The organism is Aquirufa aurantiipilula, from assembly GCF_019923745.1.
GTDB classification, from domain to species: Bacteria; Bacteroidota; Bacteroidia; order Cytophagales; family Spirosomataceae; genus Aquirufa; species Aquirufa aurantiipilula.
Genome location: NZ_JAANOG010000001.1, coordinates 116,555 through 131,773 on the forward strand (window position 1 = coordinate 116,555; position 15,219 = coordinate 131,773).

14 protein-coding genes, 1 tRNA gene and 1 pseudogene are annotated in these 15,219 nt (G+C 36.9%); 11 read left to right on the forward strand and 5 right to left on the reverse strand.

What is annotated here, in order from left to right; genetic code table 11:
* Positions 1–10: 10 nt before the first annotated feature.
* A complete protein-coding gene (locus G9H60_RS00480) occupies positions 11–598 on the reverse strand; it encodes a TetR/AcrR family transcriptional regulator (protein ID WP_223142173.1) in 588 nt (195 codons plus the stop codon).
* A 734-nt stretch (positions 599–1,332) separates the two neighbouring features.
* On the opposite strand from G9H60_RS00480, the pseudogene G9H60_RS00485 reads away from it, so the two are divergent.
* The 3 genes and pseudogenes from G9H60_RS00485 (at position 1,333) to G9H60_RS00495 (ending at position 3,367) form a co-directional block, all read left to right on the forward strand.
* A pseudogene (locus G9H60_RS00485) lies at positions 1,333–2,163 on the forward strand (virulence RhuM family protein).
* 51 nt (positions 2,164–2,214) lie between these two features.
* Complete coding sequence (locus G9H60_RS00490; RefSeq protein WP_223142174.1) at positions 2,215–2,649, forward strand: VOC family protein; 435 nt, start codon at positions 2,215–2,217, stop codon at positions 2,647–2,649.
* A 40-nt stretch (positions 2,650–2,689) separates the two neighbouring features.
* Positions 2,690–3,367 carry a spheroidene monooxygenase gene (locus tag G9H60_RS00495; protein ID WP_223142175.1) on the forward strand — a complete coding sequence of 226 codons (678 nt, stop codon included), beginning with the start codon at positions 2,690–2,692 and terminating at the stop codon, positions 3,365–3,367.
* A 125-nt stretch (positions 3,368–3,492) separates the two neighbouring features.
* On the opposite strand, the gene G9H60_RS00500 is transcribed toward G9H60_RS00495, so the two are convergent.
* The gene (locus G9H60_RS00500) at positions 3,493–3,834 is read right to left on the reverse strand and encodes a P-II family nitrogen regulator (protein ID WP_130925100.1); all 342 of its coding nucleotides are present in this window, start codon (positions 3,832–3,834) and stop codon (positions 3,493–3,495) included.
* Positions 3,835–3,852: 18 nt separating this feature from the next.
* Positions 3,853–5,094: an ammonium transporter gene (locus G9H60_RS00505; protein WP_109322771.1), complete on the reverse strand. Its 1,242-nt coding sequence runs from the start codon at positions 5,092–5,094 to the stop codon at positions 3,853–3,855.
* A gap of 122 nt (positions 5,095–5,216) precedes the next feature.
* On the opposite strand from G9H60_RS00505, the gene G9H60_RS00510 reads away from it, so the two are divergent.
* From G9H60_RS00510 to G9H60_RS00520, 3 genes are read left to right on the forward strand one after another with little or no spacing between them, the layout of a single operon-like run.
* A complete protein-coding gene (locus G9H60_RS00510) occupies positions 5,217–7,139 on the forward strand; it encodes a beta-N-acetylhexosaminidase (RefSeq protein WP_262899903.1) in 1,923 nt (640 codons plus the stop codon).
* 4 nt (positions 7,140–7,143) lie between these two features.
* Positions 7,144–7,920 carry a carboxylesterase family protein gene (locus G9H60_RS00515; RefSeq protein WP_223142176.1) on the forward strand — a complete coding sequence of 259 codons (777 nt, stop codon included), beginning with the start codon at positions 7,144–7,146 and terminating at the stop codon, positions 7,918–7,920.
* A gap of 7 nt (positions 7,921–7,927) precedes the next feature.
* Positions 7,928–8,581, forward strand: coding sequence for a DNA/RNA non-specific endonuclease (locus G9H60_RS00520; RefSeq protein WP_223142177.1), 654 nt, complete (start codon positions 7,928–7,930; stop codon positions 8,579–8,581).
* Here the strand turns inward: G9H60_RS00520 and G9H60_RS00525 are convergent.
* Entirely contained in the window at positions 8,578–10,473 is a 1,896-nt protein-coding gene (locus G9H60_RS00525; RefSeq protein ID WP_262899904.1) for a glycoside hydrolase family 88/105 protein, read from the reverse strand. The two genes, G9H60_RS00520 and G9H60_RS00525, sit on opposite strands and share 4 nt — an antisense overlap.
* A 1-nt stretch (position 10,474) precedes the next feature.
* Positions 10,475–11,305: a 5-dehydro-4-deoxy-D-glucuronate isomerase gene (gene kduI / locus G9H60_RS00530; RefSeq protein ID WP_223142178.1), complete on the reverse strand. Its 831-nt coding sequence runs from the start codon at positions 11,303–11,305 to the stop codon at positions 10,475–10,477.
* Positions 11,306–11,388: 83 nt separating this feature from the next.
* Here kduI and G9H60_RS00535 point away from each other — a divergent pair, with 83 nt between their 5' ends.
* The 5 genes from G9H60_RS00535 (at position 11,389) to G9H60_RS00555 (ending at position 15,216) form a co-directional block, all read left to right on the forward strand.
* Entirely contained in the window at positions 11,389–12,243 is an 855-nt protein-coding gene (locus G9H60_RS00535) for a hypothetical protein (protein ID WP_223142179.1), read from the forward strand.
* Positions 12,244–12,299: 56 nt separating this feature from the next.
* Complete coding sequence (locus tag G9H60_RS00540) at positions 12,300–13,106, forward strand: tRNA (adenosine(37)-N6)-dimethylallyltransferase (protein ID WP_223142180.1); 807 nt, start codon at positions 12,300–12,302, stop codon at positions 13,104–13,106.
* A 21-nt stretch (positions 13,107–13,127) separates the two neighbouring features.
* Positions 13,128–13,215: transfer RNA gene (locus G9H60_RS00545), tRNA-Ser, on the forward strand.
* 174 nt (positions 13,216–13,389) lie between these two features.
* On the forward strand, positions 13,390–14,061 hold the full coding sequence (gene rsmI / locus G9H60_RS00550) for a 16S rRNA (cytidine(1402)-2'-O)-methyltransferase (protein ID WP_223142181.1): 672 nt from the start codon (positions 13,390–13,392) through the stop codon (positions 14,059–14,061).
* A gap of 6 nt (positions 14,062–14,067) precedes the next feature.
* Positions 14,068–15,216, forward strand: coding sequence for an Lnb N-terminal periplasmic domain-containing protein (locus G9H60_RS00555; protein WP_223142182.1), 1,149 nt, complete (start codon positions 14,068–14,070; stop codon positions 15,214–15,216).
* Positions 15,217–15,219: the final 3 nt, after the last annotated feature.

Below are 15,219 nucleotides of genomic sequence, written 5' to 3' on the forward strand. Positions count from 1 at the left end.
AATTTTTTTTTTAATTTTCAATCATTTTTAAAATTCCATCTAATACCGATTTGCCATCTTTAACTAGATTAGATTTATGTCCCGATAATTTCCATTTCAGCACAGTCATTCTCATTCCACCAATAATGATGGTTGTAAGGGTAGAAGCTCCAATCAATTTATTGTATTGTCCTTTTTCTTGTCCTTTTTTAATGTTTTTAGAAACAAAGTCCTGCATCATATCCATAATTTCAGCCACTTTAGAACTCAAACTTTCATCAAAATGGAAAATGCTTTCTGCAAAAATTACACTCACAATAGCAGGTTTGTTAGTAAAAGTTTGTAGCTGAGAATTAAAAATGGCCCTTAATTCATCAGCAATAGTGTCAGTTGTTTTAAAAGAAAGAGCCTGAATACGGTTTTTCATTTCTTTTTTAAAGTACTCCAACAAACTCAATAAGATCTCATTTTTACTTTTAAAATGCCTGTAAAGGGCGGGCTCAGACAAACCTATATCCTCCGCCAATGTTTTAATGGTCAAATTCTGAATACCATAATTTGAAATGCGGTTGGTAGCCGCTTCCATTATTTCTATTTGCCTGTCTGTAAATTCTTGCATACTGGACTAATTCGTTTTTATGTTAGTTAGTATTCACTCACAAAGATAAACAACATTTTCAAACAAACAAGCAATATTCAGAGAAAATAAATAGTCGCTCTTGAATTTTTATTGGCTTTATATGTATTGAAATTTATCTGAAGCAAATACGCAATTGCTCAAAAGCTCAATGGCTCATTGCATTAAATTTTGCGCATTTGAAGGCAACAAAACAAGAAGTAGTGATGATGTAGCTAGAAGAAAAAAACGACAACAAAATACAAGTATCAAAAATTTAATTTATCTTCGTTTTATCGTTCTTTATTGTTGCTGATTTGTAACTCAAGAAAGTCGAAATTTGATGAGTAGTTGCTCATTTGTTGCTCGAAATACTTCTTGAAAGTCACTGTTTACAAGGGTTTCAGCGTTTTTTGTTTCTTATCGTTTCATGTATCGGGAAGTAATTTCATTTTATAAATTCCCGCTGCTTGGTAAATCTATACTAATTTTAATACTTGCAGTATAGTTTTAGGATTCAAATTATTATTCCATAGATTATGCAAAGTAGCGATATCATATTTTACAGCACTCCAACGGGCCATGTGAATATTGAAGTAGTTTTTAATAACGAAACCTTTTGGCTTACCCAAAAAGCCATGGCAGAATTATTTGGAGTAAAAGTACCAGCCATTAGTAAGCACTTAACTAATATTTATGCTGAAGGAGAATTAACTTCATCTACCACTATTTCCAAAATGGAAACTGTGGTAAATAGAGGTTTTAGAGGTGTAGTTTCTGAAAAATTAGATTTTTACAGTTTAGATGCCATTATAGCTGTAGGCTATCGAGTAAATAGCTTTCAGGCGACCCAATTTCGCATTTGGGCTACCCAAACCCTTAAAGAGTTTATAATCAAAGGCTTTGTGTTAGACGATGAACGTTTGAAACAAGGCAAACGCATTGGCAAAGATTACTTTGATGAACTCTTGGAACGCATCCGTGAAATTCGTGCTAGCGAAAGGCGCTACTACCTTAAAATTACGGACATTTATGAGCAGTGCAGTATAGACTAAAATAAGGATGCAGAAATAACACAATTGTTTTTTAAGACAGTTCAAAATAAATTACATTGGGCTATTACAGGCAAAACAGCAGCCGAACTAATAGCACAAAGAGCCGATACCAGTAAACCTAATATGGGTTTAACCACTTGGAAAAATGCACCCACAGGCAAAGTATTAAAAGGTGATATAAGTACAGCAAAAAACTATATGCAAGAAAAAGAAATAAAAGAGTTGGAACGTATCGTTACCATGTATTTAGATTTTGCCGAATTGCAAGCCGAAAGACAAATTCCAATGAATATGTCAGATTGGATAACCAAGTTGGATGCTTTTTTGCAATTTAATGAATATCAAATACTCAACGATGCTGGGAAAGTAAGTCATGAAGTAGCAATGAAACTGGTAGAAAAAGAGTTTGCCAAATTCAGGGTACTTCAAGATCAAAACTATGTAAGTGATTTTGAAAATCAAGTTAAAAAAGTAATTAACCCAACAAAATCTACTATTAATAAAAATTTGTGATGATATATAATTTTTAAATAATTGAATTAGTTTGCTTTAAAGTATAAATATATGTCCAGAATCAGCACCTATGTCAATTTTCCAGGAAATGCAGAAGCAGCATTTCTTTTTTATCAATCCATTTTCAAAACAGAATTTGTGAATGGAATTCAACGATTTGAGGAATTGCCCGTTGATGTGAATCAACCTCCAATTCCAGAATCCATCAAGCAGCAGGTTTTACACATTGAATTACCTTTAATTAATAATCATACCTTAATGGCGAGCGATGCTCCGGCTGAACTGGGTTTTACTGTTAGTACAGGAAACAATATGCATATTTGCGTAGAACCAGATAGTAAAGTAGAAGCTCAACGAATTTTTGATGGCTTGTCAGATAATGCTGTCATCACCATGCCCATTCAAGATATGTTCTGGGGAGCTTATTATGGTACCTTAATCGATCAGTTTGGAATCAATTGGATGATTTCGTTTACTGCTAAATAGCCAAGCGACTTGACCATTTTTATTCCAAGAAAATAGACTCATGCAATTTATCACCATTCGGTTTTTACATTTGGAGGGTTTTGTTCAAAAGCTTAAAGCATTTGCTTTGATGGGTAAAATAAGGAATGAACCTTGGAAAGCATCTGGCTTACTATTTGCCAAACAATTAGGCACTGGAGGAGGAAAGGGTTTTTCTATTTGGCCAGATTGGGGTACTTACGCTTTTTTGGGCCTTTGGGATAGTGAAGAATCCGCACAGCAATTTTTTGAACAGGATGAACGATGGCGTAAATTTTCAGGATTAAGTCATTCGATTTCAGGATGGGATGCCACACCATGGAAAGGGCATGGTACTTGGAATAATTTACAACCCTTTGACTTTGAAGATGATCAAGAGCCTTGGAATGGTCCAGTGGCCGTTATTACACGTGCTAGTATTCGTCGTTCACAAGCTCTTCGTTTTTGGATGAATGTGCCATCCTCTAGCCGGGGGATTGAAAATCAAGCAGGGCTTATCTATGCCAAAGGAGTGGGAGAGGTGCCTTTATTCGAACAGGCTACCTTCAGTCTATGGGAAAATGTTCAAGCTTTAGATGCCTTTGCTTACCGTTCCCGTTCTCATGCACCTATGATTAAAAAAACACGGCAATATCAATGGTATTCAGAAGAGATGTTTGTAAGGATGAATACTAAGAAAATTATAAATTATAAGTTATGAATTATAAATGAATCGTTAATTCAAAATGGAATAGATCCATTACTACTCTACCATTTACAATTATCTATCTCCTATTAATAATCCTTAACCCGAAATCTATAATTTATAACCTATAACTTATAATTTTACCTTATTGCTTCCACACCTCTCGTTCTAGTTCGTATACGAATCGCATCTTGGACATCATAGATGAAAATTTTACCATCTCCTGTATTTCCTTCTGAGGCATTATCTAAAATAACATCAATGCATTTTTCAAGGTTTTCGTCGCTTACAACGCAAATAATCATCACTTTGGGAAGTAAAATCAAAGACTTCTCTGTACCACGGTAAATCTCTGAATAGCCTTGTTGTAATCCTGCTCCACGTACTGGAACTACCGTCATACATGGTATATTGGCATCTATAAGCCCTTTTTGAATGGCTTTTAACTTAGATGGCTTAACGATCGCTTCTACTTTTTTCATGTGTTTGTTCCTTTCAGCTTATTCAAATGTGGTATATGACTCTACTCCAAATTCCACAGCATCAATACCAGCAGATTCTGCTTTGTAACTTAATCGGATACCGATGGTGCTTTTTAGTAACTTAAATATCGCGAATGTCGCGCTAAAAGAAAAGATACTGATAATTCCAACTCCCATCAATTGAATCATCAATTGTTCACTTTGTCCCGTTGTAAATAATCCATTTTTCTCGGAAAAAAGGCCAACGGCAACTGTACCAAAAAATCCATTGATACCATGTACGGCAATTGCACCCACCGGATCATCGATTTGCATTTTGTCGATTAATACAACAGCCACATCCACTAATATACCGGCTACAAATCCAATGACTAAAGCACTTTCTGGACTTACCACATTACATCCAGCTGTTACAGCTACTAATCCTGCTAAAACCCCATTGATAACCATCGTTATATCCACTTTCTTATAGCGTAAAAAAGTATACAACATGGTTGAAATACCTCCCATGGCTGAAGCTAAAAAGGTGTTGGTAGCTACTGATCCAATTAGATCCCATTTACCAACGGCGGCTAAGGTAGAACCAGGGTTAAAACCAAACCAACCAAACCAAAGTAAAAAGGCACCTACTGCAGATAATGTTAAATTATGTCCAGGAATAGCATTGATACTGCCATCCTCATTGTATTTTCCAATTCTTGGACCCAAAACAATAGCACCAGCCAAAGCAGCAAAACCTCCCATGGCATGTACAGCAGCAGAACCAGCAAAATCGTTAAATCCCTTGAGTGCAAACCAGCCTTGTGGATTCCAAACCCAATGTGCGACAATAGGATATAAAAAAGCACAAAAAATGGTTACATATATAGCATAAGCCCACATTTTCATTCTTTCTGCTACCCCTCCCGAAACAATGGAAATAGCCGCAATGGCAAATCCCATTTGAATAAACCAAAATAATTTATTGGAAATGGTGAGTCCTAAACCTAAATCTCCTAAATTGATTCCGAAATCGAATAAACCTGTTCCGTAGGCAATACCAAATCCTACTACATAAAAGGCTATTCCGCCAAACATGATGTCGATCATGACCTTGGCAATGATACTAACTGCGTTTTTTGAACGGACAAAGCCTGCTTCTAATAGAGCAAAGCCTCCTTCCATTTGAAAAATGAGCGCTCCACAAAGGGCCACCCAGACAGTATCAATAGCATGTGTAAGTTCGACTTGCTGAGCCGCAAGAGAAATGGTGTTATTCATGATTTTGTTTCTGTTTTTAACCTTATTTCTGCGAAATTATATTAAAATTTCGAAAACGACCTTATTTTTTAACCTTTAAAACAAAAATTTTACATTTTTTACCTAAAATCTATTTAAAAATTATGTTGAAATTAAAATGTATTGCATTGGCAGTTTTTCTTCTGCAAGGCTTTAGCGTGTCTCTTACAGCTCAACAAGCTCACTTGATTCCGATTCCAGTTAAAGCTGAATATCCGCAAGGATTTTATAGTTTACCTAACCGAATTATCATTGCCGCTCCTAAATCAGAAGCGCTACAAGCCACGGTTAAAAACTTAACCGATCGATTGGAAAAGACAGCTATGCGTAAGGTTCAAATGCTTTGGGATGCTAGTTCACAAGCAGATTTGGCTCAAATTCGTTTGATATTATCAAAACAAGCTAATCCTACTCTAGGGAATGAGGGTTATACTTTGGCAGTAAATGCTAGAGGAATTGTGATAACTGCCAATAAACCTGCTGGTCTATTTTATGGAGTTCAGAGTTTATTACAATTAATGCCCAAAGAAATAGAGGCTAAACAAACGGTCATTAAGCAAACTTGGAAAGTTCCTTTTGCTCAAATAACGGATTATCCTCGTTTTGCTTGGAGAGGTTTAATGCTCGATGTAGCTAGGCACTTTTTTAATAAAGATCAAGTAAAGCAGTTCATTGATGAGATGGTGGCATATAAATACAACATTTTGCACTTCCATTTAACTGATGATGAAGGCTGGAGAGTAGAGATTAAATCTTTCCCTAATTTGACCAAAAAAGGAGCTTGGAATGTACCCAAAGTAGGTCGATTTACGGAGTTCTCTAAACCAGAACCCAATGAACCACGTACTCAAGGGGGATTTTTCACCAAAGATGATATTAAGGACATTGTGGCATATGCCAAAGATCGTTTTGTGAATGTCATGCCAGAAATTGATGTTCCTGGACACTCTATGGCTGCTATTGCTTCTTATCCTGAACTTTCATGTACTCCAGAAGCCGTGAATTATCAAGTGATTTCAGGTGAGCCTTTTATTGATTGGTCACATGGACATGCCGTAGCTTTGCAAGACAATACCTTATGTCCTGCTAATGAAAAAGTCTATACTTTCTTGGATAAAGTATTCACCGAAGTAGCCGAAATGTTCCCATTTGAATACATCCACATGGGTGGAGATGAATGTCCTAAAAATTATTGGGAGAAGAATCCTCAAATTTTAGCCATGATGCAGAAGGAGAATCTAAAAACACCTCAAGAAGTTCAAGCCTTTTTCACCCGTAGATTGGAAAAAATCATCACTTCCAAAGGGAAAAAAATGATGGGTTGGGATGAGATTTTAGAAGGAGGGGGCTTGCCTAAAAATACGGCTGTCATGTCTTGGAGAGGTATTGCTGGCGGAGTTCAAGCTGCTAAAGATGGTCATGAAGTGGTTATGACCCCTAACAACCATGTCTATGTGGATTTAATGCAAGGTGATGCGGCCATAGAACCTCCTGTATATGAGACAGTTCGCTTACGGGATTCCTATGCATTTAATCCGGTTCCTGAAGGTGTTGATGCTAAATTAGTTAAAGGTGGTCAGGCCAATTTATGGTCGGAGCAGTTATTTACTTACCGTCATTTGCAATACATGCTGTTTCCTCGTGCTTGGGCCGTTTCTGAAGCTTTATGGTCTCCGCAGGAAAACAGAAATTGGGATAATTTTGTAAGCCGTGTAGAGCATCATTTTGATCGTTTTGATCAGGCAGAAAAGAAATATGCACCCAGTATGTATGATGCAATTATCCAGGTTGGGAAAAATGAACAAGGTCAAATGTGGGTAGAACTTAGTACAGAAGTCAACCCTTTATCAGTTCATTATAGTTTTGATTACTCATATCCAGATAATTTTTATCCAGCTGCTTCAGGTAAAGTAATCATTCCTAAAGATGCCTTGGTGATGCGCATGATTTCTTACAGAGGAAAAGATAAAGTGGGTAGAATGATGTCAGTATCTATTGAAGATTTGAAAAAACGTTTAAAGAAATAAAATCATGAAAAAAATACTTTTCCTTGTATGTGCCCTTTTGATTAGTATAGGGGTATTTTCACAAGCTAAATTTGAAAAAAGAGAAGTCGCTTTTGGCCCAGACCAGACTTTGCCTTATCAAATTCTTTATCCTTCCAATATGGAAAAAGGTAAGAAATATCCCGTTATTTTGTTTTTACATGGTGCGGGTGAACGAGGAAGTGATAATGAAAAACAGTTGACTCATGGTTCAAAACTGTTTTTGGATTCTAATAATCAATCTACGTATCCTGCGATCATTATTTTTCCACAGTGTCCAGCTAATTCGTATTGGTCAACGGTCAAAATTGATCGTAATACCAAACCAACAACTTTTGTATTTGAATATCCTAAAGAACCCAATTGGCCATTAGCTGCGGCTGTCGGCATAGTTAAAAGTTTAGTCAAGGAAAAAGTGGCTGACAAGAAGCGCTTGTACATCATGGGACTATCCATGGGGGGAATGGGCACTTTTGAGGCTATTTCTAGAAATCCAAAAATGTTTGCTGCAGCGGCACCTATTTGTGGAGGAACTGACTTACATTTTGTGAAAAAGTATGCCAAAAGATTACCATTGTGGGTATTTCATGGAGATGCGGATGCCGTTGTACCTGTTCGTCATTCTCGTGAAGCGGTTGCAGCTTTAAAAGAAGCAGGAGGAAATCCAAAGTACACTGAATATCCAGGAGTCAATCATAATTCTTGGGATAATGCCTTCAAAGAACCAGAGTTATTTTCTTGGATGTTTTCGCACAAAAAATAATTAAATTATGCTATTAAGCATCTTATTATACCTCCAGGTTGCCTTATTACCTGGAGGTATTTTTAATGTATCTGGGGCATCAACGGCCTCAACAACAAACTATTTATTGGTGAAAAAGGGCTATGTAATGTCCTATGACGGAGTGCAAGGGAAAGCAAATTGGGTAGCTTGGACCTTAAGTGCAACTGATATCGGAGATGTGCCAAGATCCAATCGATTTAAGCAAGATGAAGACTTGCCCAGGCAGTTTAAAAGGATTGATGCGGATGATTATAAATACAGTGGATACGACCGTGGTCATTTGTGCAATTCAGAAGATCGATCCTCCAGTTTCTATCTCAATACGGAAACCTTTCTGATGTCGAACATGATCCCCCAGACTCCTGAATTAAATCGGGGTCCATGGGAGCGTTTAGAAGCCTATTGTAGAAAATTGGCTAAAAGAGGACAAAAACTAACCATTTATGCTGGAGGAATCGGAGTAATAGATAAAATTGGGAATGAAGTAGTAATCCCTAAATATTGTTGGAAAGTGGTTATCAGTCCCGACAAAACTTGGTATCTCTTATTTCCTAATTCGCATGATTTACACCCCAATTGGCAAACCTTTGCCACTTCTAAAACGACCTTGGAAAAAATGACAGGATTACGATTCCCTTAGGGTTTCAATGCCCATTCTATCAATTTTTTGGCAGCTGGGAAGTTTTCGTATTCCAAAGGTATGCGGCGGTTATTGGTGTATTCATTGTAAATCCAAGGATCTCCCAAGGCAAATACTTTTCCTTTACCAACTTCTGCCATGGCCATTACACAGTATCCGTTGAGATCTTCTAAGGATTTGGCAGGACCAGAAAGCTTGATAGTTGAAATCTCTTTGATGTAGATTTTTTTCAATCCTTTGAAAACTGGATTGTTGGCTGATATATTCAAGGTTCCTTGATGCCAGTTTTTACCTTGTACCATGTTTAAATTGGGTCCAACAAACTCCATTCCAAAGCGTTTTGCTAATGTGTTGAATTTCGGTATCTCGCAATTGGTGGTATCATTGGCCAACAAAATTAAAGTGCCACCGGCTTTCACCCATTTCTCTATTTCATCTGCATCTTGAGAACGCATATAGTTGGGCTTAGCGGTTTCTTTTTTACTATCTGGATCCACAATGATGTAAACCTTGGCTCCAGCTAAGTTTTTAATCGTAGGTGCTTGAGCTAAACTATCAATTTTAGCCCCTAATTGTTCTGTTTGGACTCCTAATAATTGAAATCCTGAATCTTTTCTGTCTTCCCAAGTATAATGGAAACGCTCCATGTTCCCTTGTTTGTTTTTTCGGAATTCATGATTGAAGTAATAATCTAAAACTACTTTTTTACCTTTTCCAATGCTTAATTCTTTAGCAATTTCCATTTCTAAAGAAGCCATAATGAATGGACCAGCACCCTTTAAATCATCCGTTTTTAAGGGTTCCGACATGTAATAAGCAAAACTGCCATCGCGGTAAGGAGTACCCCCTAATCCACCTACACTCACTGTTTTTTCTAGATGTATAAAACCCTGAGCATCTTTTGTGATGAATTTTTCGAGAATGGAAGCATAGGCTTTTTGGGATGCAGCCAAATATGCAGAGGGGAGATAGCCCTTGCGAACCCCCTTCGCAAAGGCGTATACGTACATATTGGCACATGATGCCTCCAAGTAATTCCCTTTTTGAGTACCTAATGTGGGTAATTGATACCAAAGTCCAGTGGATTGATCTTGAACCTTAACTAAGGCTGCGCTTAATTCATTCAATTGTTTGATCAACATATTTCTTTTTGGGTGCTGCATCGGGAAATAGTCCAATACATCCACTAGAGCCATAGCATACCAACCCATTGCACGTCCCCAAAAGTTGGGAGAAAGCCCCGTTTGCTTACTCGCCCAGGCTTGTTTTCGCTCATGGTCATATGCATGATACAAAAGTCCCGTTTTAGGATCTTTTGCATTTTTATACATCAATTCAAACTGTAGAGCGATATCATCCCAATTATTTTGATGAAAAACTTGGCTGTATTCGGCATAATATGGCTCAAGCATATATAAACCATCTAACCACATTTGATCCGGATAACGATCTTTATGCCAAAATCCACCTTCTTTAGTTCTAGGTTGTTTACTAATTTGCAAGCGTAATTGGTCTGCGGCTATTTTATATTTTTCATCACCCATTTCCTGATAAAGAGAAAGTAGAAGTCGCCCCGTGGTGATATTATCTGAATTGAACTCCGAAAATTTATAGGTACGTATATCTCCTTTATCGTTAATAAAACTATTGATGTTTTTCTGTAAGTATTGAAAGTAAGTTGCGTCTCCTGTTCTCTGGTGCACATTTTCAAGCGCTTTTAAAAACAATCCTTGTTCATAATCCCATGTGGCAGGCTTACCTATTTTTACTTGAATGGAATCATGATGGGTATGCATCAATGATTGTGCCATTTGAATCGAATAAGGGATGTTTTGTGCCGATATAGGAACTAAAAAAACATAGCAAAGTATACCTAAAAGCGCTTTTTTCATATTAACGTAGTTCAGTAATTTCAGAAAAATCCATGTCTGTATAATCTTTATTTTCACCCGCCATTCCCCAAATGAAAGAATAGTTTTGTGTACCTGCACCGCTATGAATAGACCATGGAGGGGAAATCACTGCTTGGTGATTTTGAACCCAAATATGTTTTGTTTCTTTCGTTTCACCCATTAAGTGTAAAACTGCTTGTCCAGGTTTTACATCAAAATATAAATAGACTTCCATTCTACGATCATGCACGTGGGCTGGCATGGTATTCCAGATGGATCCTGGTTCTAATATGGTTAAGCCCATAACCAATTGACAAGATTGAATACCATCGTGGTGAATGTATTTATAAATGGTTCTATGATTGGAATTTTCTAAAGAACCTATATTCACTGTTACCACATTTTCCCGGTCTAATTTTTCGTTCGGGTAGGTAGCATGTGCTTGTGAAGATAGCAAATAAAACTGCGCTGGCTCGCTGGCTGAAGCCGAACTGAAACTAACATCTTGAGTTCCTTTACCTAAATAAACTGCACTTAGTTTAGATATTTCAAAGCTTTGTCCATCAGCTTTCACCGTACCAGCTCCTCCCACATTAATAATGCCTAATTCTCTTCGCTCCAAGAAAAAATTGGCTTTCAATTTTTCTGGATTAGGTAATTTGATTTCACCTAAAACCGGCATTGCTCCACCAATAATCATACGATCGTAGATGGAATAGGTTAAATGAATTTGATTCGCTTCAAATATATGTTCAACCAAAAAATGGTCCCTTAGTTCTTGATTAGTAAAGGTGGATACTTCTTTTCTACTCGCCTCAAATCGATAGTTCATGTGCTTAATTTTTAGTTTAGAAAGAGAGGATAGACAAAATTCTACTCAAATTGCAGCTATCTTTAAGCGCAATTTCTAACGGCATGACGGTATATCCTATTAATTTCTTTGATGACGTGTCCTCTTTTTTCAAGGAAATTGAGTTAAAGGTAGAGATAGCTTTGGATAAAGCGCCTAATACATATTATTTACCAGAGTTATCCTTATTTGTTCAATGCTATTCCTTGAAAGACTTTAAAGAAGCGAAAACGCATTCTGATGCAGAAACATGGCAAAAGGACTATTTGCAATTGACTAGTGGAACCATTGAATTCATTCGGATTTGGGAAGATATTTGGTATCTACATAGTTCCTGGATTAAACAATATTTCACTCATCGAAAACAAAAAAGTGCCTCTATTTTTGCTCGAGATTTACGTGCCGTGGATATTCACAAAGAAATAGCAGATCAATTTTTAGAAAAAGAGCATCTTTTAGGAAAAGTTCAAGCCAAAAAGTTTATTGGATTAGTCGTACCTCCGCATCGTCAATTTAGGAACATATCCAGTGAATACATTGTCGGGGATCAAAAATTGGTTGGAGTTGCTGCATTTGCTAAGCCTATGATCATGAAGGAAGCGAAACTGGAAGGTCAACTTTCAGGTGAACTAATTCGTTTTTGTTCTATTTTAGGAACAAGAATCGTGGGTGGTTTGAGTAAGGTACTTCTCCATTACCAACAAGATGAAAAGGTGAATAATATCATGACTTACATCGATTTGGAATGGAATCGAGGTAAAGGATATCAATCTATTGGATTTCAAGAAGTACAATTGACTCAGCCGATTTTATATAATTTGAATGACCAAGGTGAACGAGTGATTTGTCGAACTTGGGAAGAAGCTACAGTTTGTACAGCAGGAAATAAAAAGCTTCGTATCTATTTCCCAGAAAATTGACGCAATTTTGTGAACTTATTATTTGTAAGTTGACTCTTTAATTTTTTCTATTTGTCATGTCACTTCCTCTTATCACTCTTCTAGGACCTACTGCAAGTGGCAAAACAGCTTTGGCAGTTGAATTGGCCAAAAGAATAGGAGGGGAGATTATTTCAGCAGATTCTAGACAGTTGTATCGTCGTTTAGATATTGGAACAGGTAAAGATTTATTGGAGTATGGTGAAGGAGAAAATGCGGTGGAATACCACCTTATTGATGTGTTGGATGTAGGAGATACTTATTCAGTAGCACATTTTCAGAAAGATGTCTTTGATGCTTTAAAGAATATTGATGTAAAGCAAAAATATCCTATTTTATGTGGTGGTACGGGTTTATACATTGACGCTGTTTTATCTAGTTATCAATTTTCTAAATTACCTCCTTTTTTAGATTCACCTTTGGAATTGGATCGTCCAAGCATCGTTTTTGGATTACAACCCTCCTGGGATATTCGAAGAGATAATTGTTCGAAAAGGTTTTATCAACGTTTAGAAGAAGGGATGATTGAAGAGGTTGAAAATCTGTTACAAGATGGTATAAAGCCTGCAGATTTGCGTTGGTTGGGTTTGGAGTACAAATGGTTAACGGATTTTCTAGAAAAGAAAATAAGTAGGGAAGAGTTAGAAAAAGGCCTGGAAGTTGCCATTCATCAATTTGCCAAAAGGCAAATGACATTTTTTCGTAAAATGGAGCGTTCGGGCATTGATATTCAATGGATTCCTGAAAATTTAATGCGGTCAGAAGCAGTCGATTGGATGATTTCTCAATTAATTTTTAAGGATTTTTTGCCAAAGGACTTGCTTAAAATCGAAAAAAGGCCTTAATTTGCATTCTCAATTTGAGACAGAGGGTTGTCAGAGTGGTCGATCGAGGCAGTCTTGAAAACTGTTGGCTGTTACAGGCCCGGGGGTTCGAATCCCTCACCCTCTACCAAAAGCGCAAAGAAATTTGCGCTTTTTTTGTTTAATAAGCTATTGATTTTTCTAGCCTTCATAAACTAAAGTATTGGAATTTAAGATTGGTAAACTTGAGTTAAGTAGTAAAATTTATTGAGGACATATTTCTCCGCCTCCCAAGAAATTCATATTTATGTAGTATTTTCATAGCATGAAATTATACATTGTTCCTACGCCCATCGGTAACTTAGAAGATATCACTTTAAGGGCTATTCGGATTTTAGGCGAAGTGGATGGTATTTTGGCTGAAGATACACGCAATACGGGTCAATTATTGAAACATTTAAATATCAATAAACCATTATTTGCTCATCATGCACATAATGAGCATGCTGGAGTAGCTGGAGTTATAAAAATGTTGTTAGCAGGAAAGTCAATGGCATTGGTCTCCGATGCAGGAACCCCAGGAATCTCAGATCCTGGATTTTTATTGGTCAAAGCTTGCGTAGAACAAGGAATAGAAGTGGAGACATTACCAGGAGCAACGGCCTTTGTGCCAGCATTAGTCAATTCAGGATTTCCATGTGATCGATTTATTTTTGAAGGATTTTTGCCGCATAAAAAAGGTCGACAAACACGTTGGAAAGCCATTGCTGAAGAAGATAAGACTGTTGTATTATATGAATCTCCTCACCGAATTGTGAAAACGATGGAACAGGCTGTAGAGTTTTTGGGGGATTCTAGACAAGTTATGCTTGCCAGAGAATTATCTAAAATGCACGAGCAAATGATACGAGGGACAACTGCTGAAGTATTATTGTATTTAAATCAACATCCTGATAAAGTTAGAGGTGAAATGGTTTTAATTATCGCAGGTAAATAAGCTTTTATGAAGTATTTGTACATATTGTTACTGAGCTGTTTGATGCATACAGTATGGGCTCAAAATAAGCTGAGTGCAGAATCTCGAGTTTCTTTGGTAACCATTGCACCTGGAACAGAATTGTATTCTTTTTTTGGGCATACGTTAATTCGAGTGTATGACCCAGCCACAGGTTTGGATAGGGCATATAGCTTTGGGACTTTCGATTTTCAAACAGAAAATTTTTATTGGAAATTTTTGAAGGGCACTTTGCCTTATTCTTTGTCGTATAATAACATGTCCGACGTGTTAAATTACTATTCTCAATATGAAAATAGGACGCTAAGAGAACAGGTTTTAGTTTTGAATGAGGATCAAAAGAATCAAATCTTTCAAGCTTTAGAAAAGAATTATTTGCCTGAAAACCGATATTATCAATACAAGTTTTTTTATGATAATTGCGCCACACGCATTCGTGATATATTTGAACATGCAGCACCTGGAGCATATCCATGGGCTACCATGTCTCGTTTAGAAGGACTTTCATACCGAGATTGGATGAATCGATATTTGCCTTCTGCCGCCTGGGTAACTTTTGGTATGAATTTGGCTTTGGGATTACCTTCTGATGTCACAGCGGACGCTTCGCAATCCTGTTATTTGCCCGATAATTTAGAAATCGCTACCGCCCAAGCTATGCTTAATAAGCAAAAATTGGTTGAAGCTTCTTTCACCTTGTTTGAAGCTCAGCCAAATCCTTCAGGCAGTTTTGATATATTGGGACCTATACCTGTATTGTTGGCGATTTCGCTGGTCCTAGTGATTTTATCATTGCGTTTTTCACATAAAAAAGGCCTGCTTTATGGCATGGATATAGTCCTTTTCTTTATTTATGGATTATTCGGAATCTTAATATTCTTTTTGGCTACGGCTACAGACCATGAAGTGATGTCCAACAATGTGAGTTGCTTCATATTATGGCCTATACATTTCCCATTGGTCTTTTGGTTTGCAAAAAATCATAGGGATGGATTTTGGCTTAAATATGTCAGAATTGCCTTTATTGTAGCATTCATAGCCAGTCTAATTTCAGGTTATCTATTTTATGGTCTATTCATTATAGCCTTACCCTTATTGGTTCGTTTATTCTTTTTGTCCCGTTTTAATTCCAAATAGCCT

Bases quoted from the DNA above. Each gene is read 5' to 3' on its own strand.
- G9H60_RS00480 (WP_223142173.1), bottom strand. From the start codon at position 598: ATGCAAGAATTTACAGACAGGCAAATAGAAATAATGGAAGCGGCTACC.
- G9H60_RS00490 (WP_223142174.1), top strand. From the start codon at position 2,215: ATGTCCAGAATCAGCACCTATGTCAATTTTCCAGGAAATGCAGAAGCA.
- G9H60_RS00495 (WP_223142175.1), top strand. From the start codon at position 2,690: ATGCAATTTATCACCATTCGGTTTTTACATTTGGAGGGTTTTGTTCAA.
- G9H60_RS00500 (WP_130925100.1), bottom strand. From the start codon at position 3,834: ATGAAAAAAGTAGAAGCGATCGTTAAGCCATCTAAGTTAAAAGCCATT.
- G9H60_RS00505 (WP_109322771.1), bottom strand. From the start codon at position 5,094: ATGAATAACACCATTTCTCTTGCGGCTCAGCAAGTCGAACTTACACAT.
- G9H60_RS00510 (WP_262899903.1), top strand. From the start codon at position 5,217: ATGTTGAAATTAAAATGTATTGCATTGGCAGTTTTTCTTCTGCAAGGC.
- G9H60_RS00515 (WP_223142176.1), top strand. From the start codon at position 7,144: ATGAAAAAAATACTTTTCCTTGTATGTGCCCTTTTGATTAGTATAGGG.
- G9H60_RS00520 (WP_223142177.1), top strand. From the start codon at position 7,928: ATGCTATTAAGCATCTTATTATACCTCCAGGTTGCCTTATTACCTGGA.
- G9H60_RS00525 (WP_262899904.1), bottom strand. From the start codon at position 10,473: ATGAAAAAAGCGCTTTTAGGTATACTTTGCTATGTTTTTTTAGTTCCT.
- kduI (WP_223142178.1), bottom strand. From the start codon at position 11,305: ATGAACTATCGATTTGAGGCGAGTAGAAAAGAAGTATCCACCTTTACT.
- G9H60_RS00535 (WP_223142179.1), top strand. From the start codon at position 11,389: ATGACGGTATATCCTATTAATTTCTTTGATGACGTGTCCTCTTTTTTC.
- G9H60_RS00540 (WP_223142180.1), top strand. From the start codon at position 12,300: ATGTCACTTCCTCTTATCACTCTTCTAGGACCTACTGCAAGTGGCAAA.
- rsmI (WP_223142181.1), top strand. From the start codon at position 13,390: ATGAAATTATACATTGTTCCTACGCCCATCGGTAACTTAGAAGATATC.
- G9H60_RS00555 (WP_223142182.1), top strand. From the start codon at position 14,068: ATGAAGTATTTGTACATATTGTTACTGAGCTGTTTGATGCATACAGTA.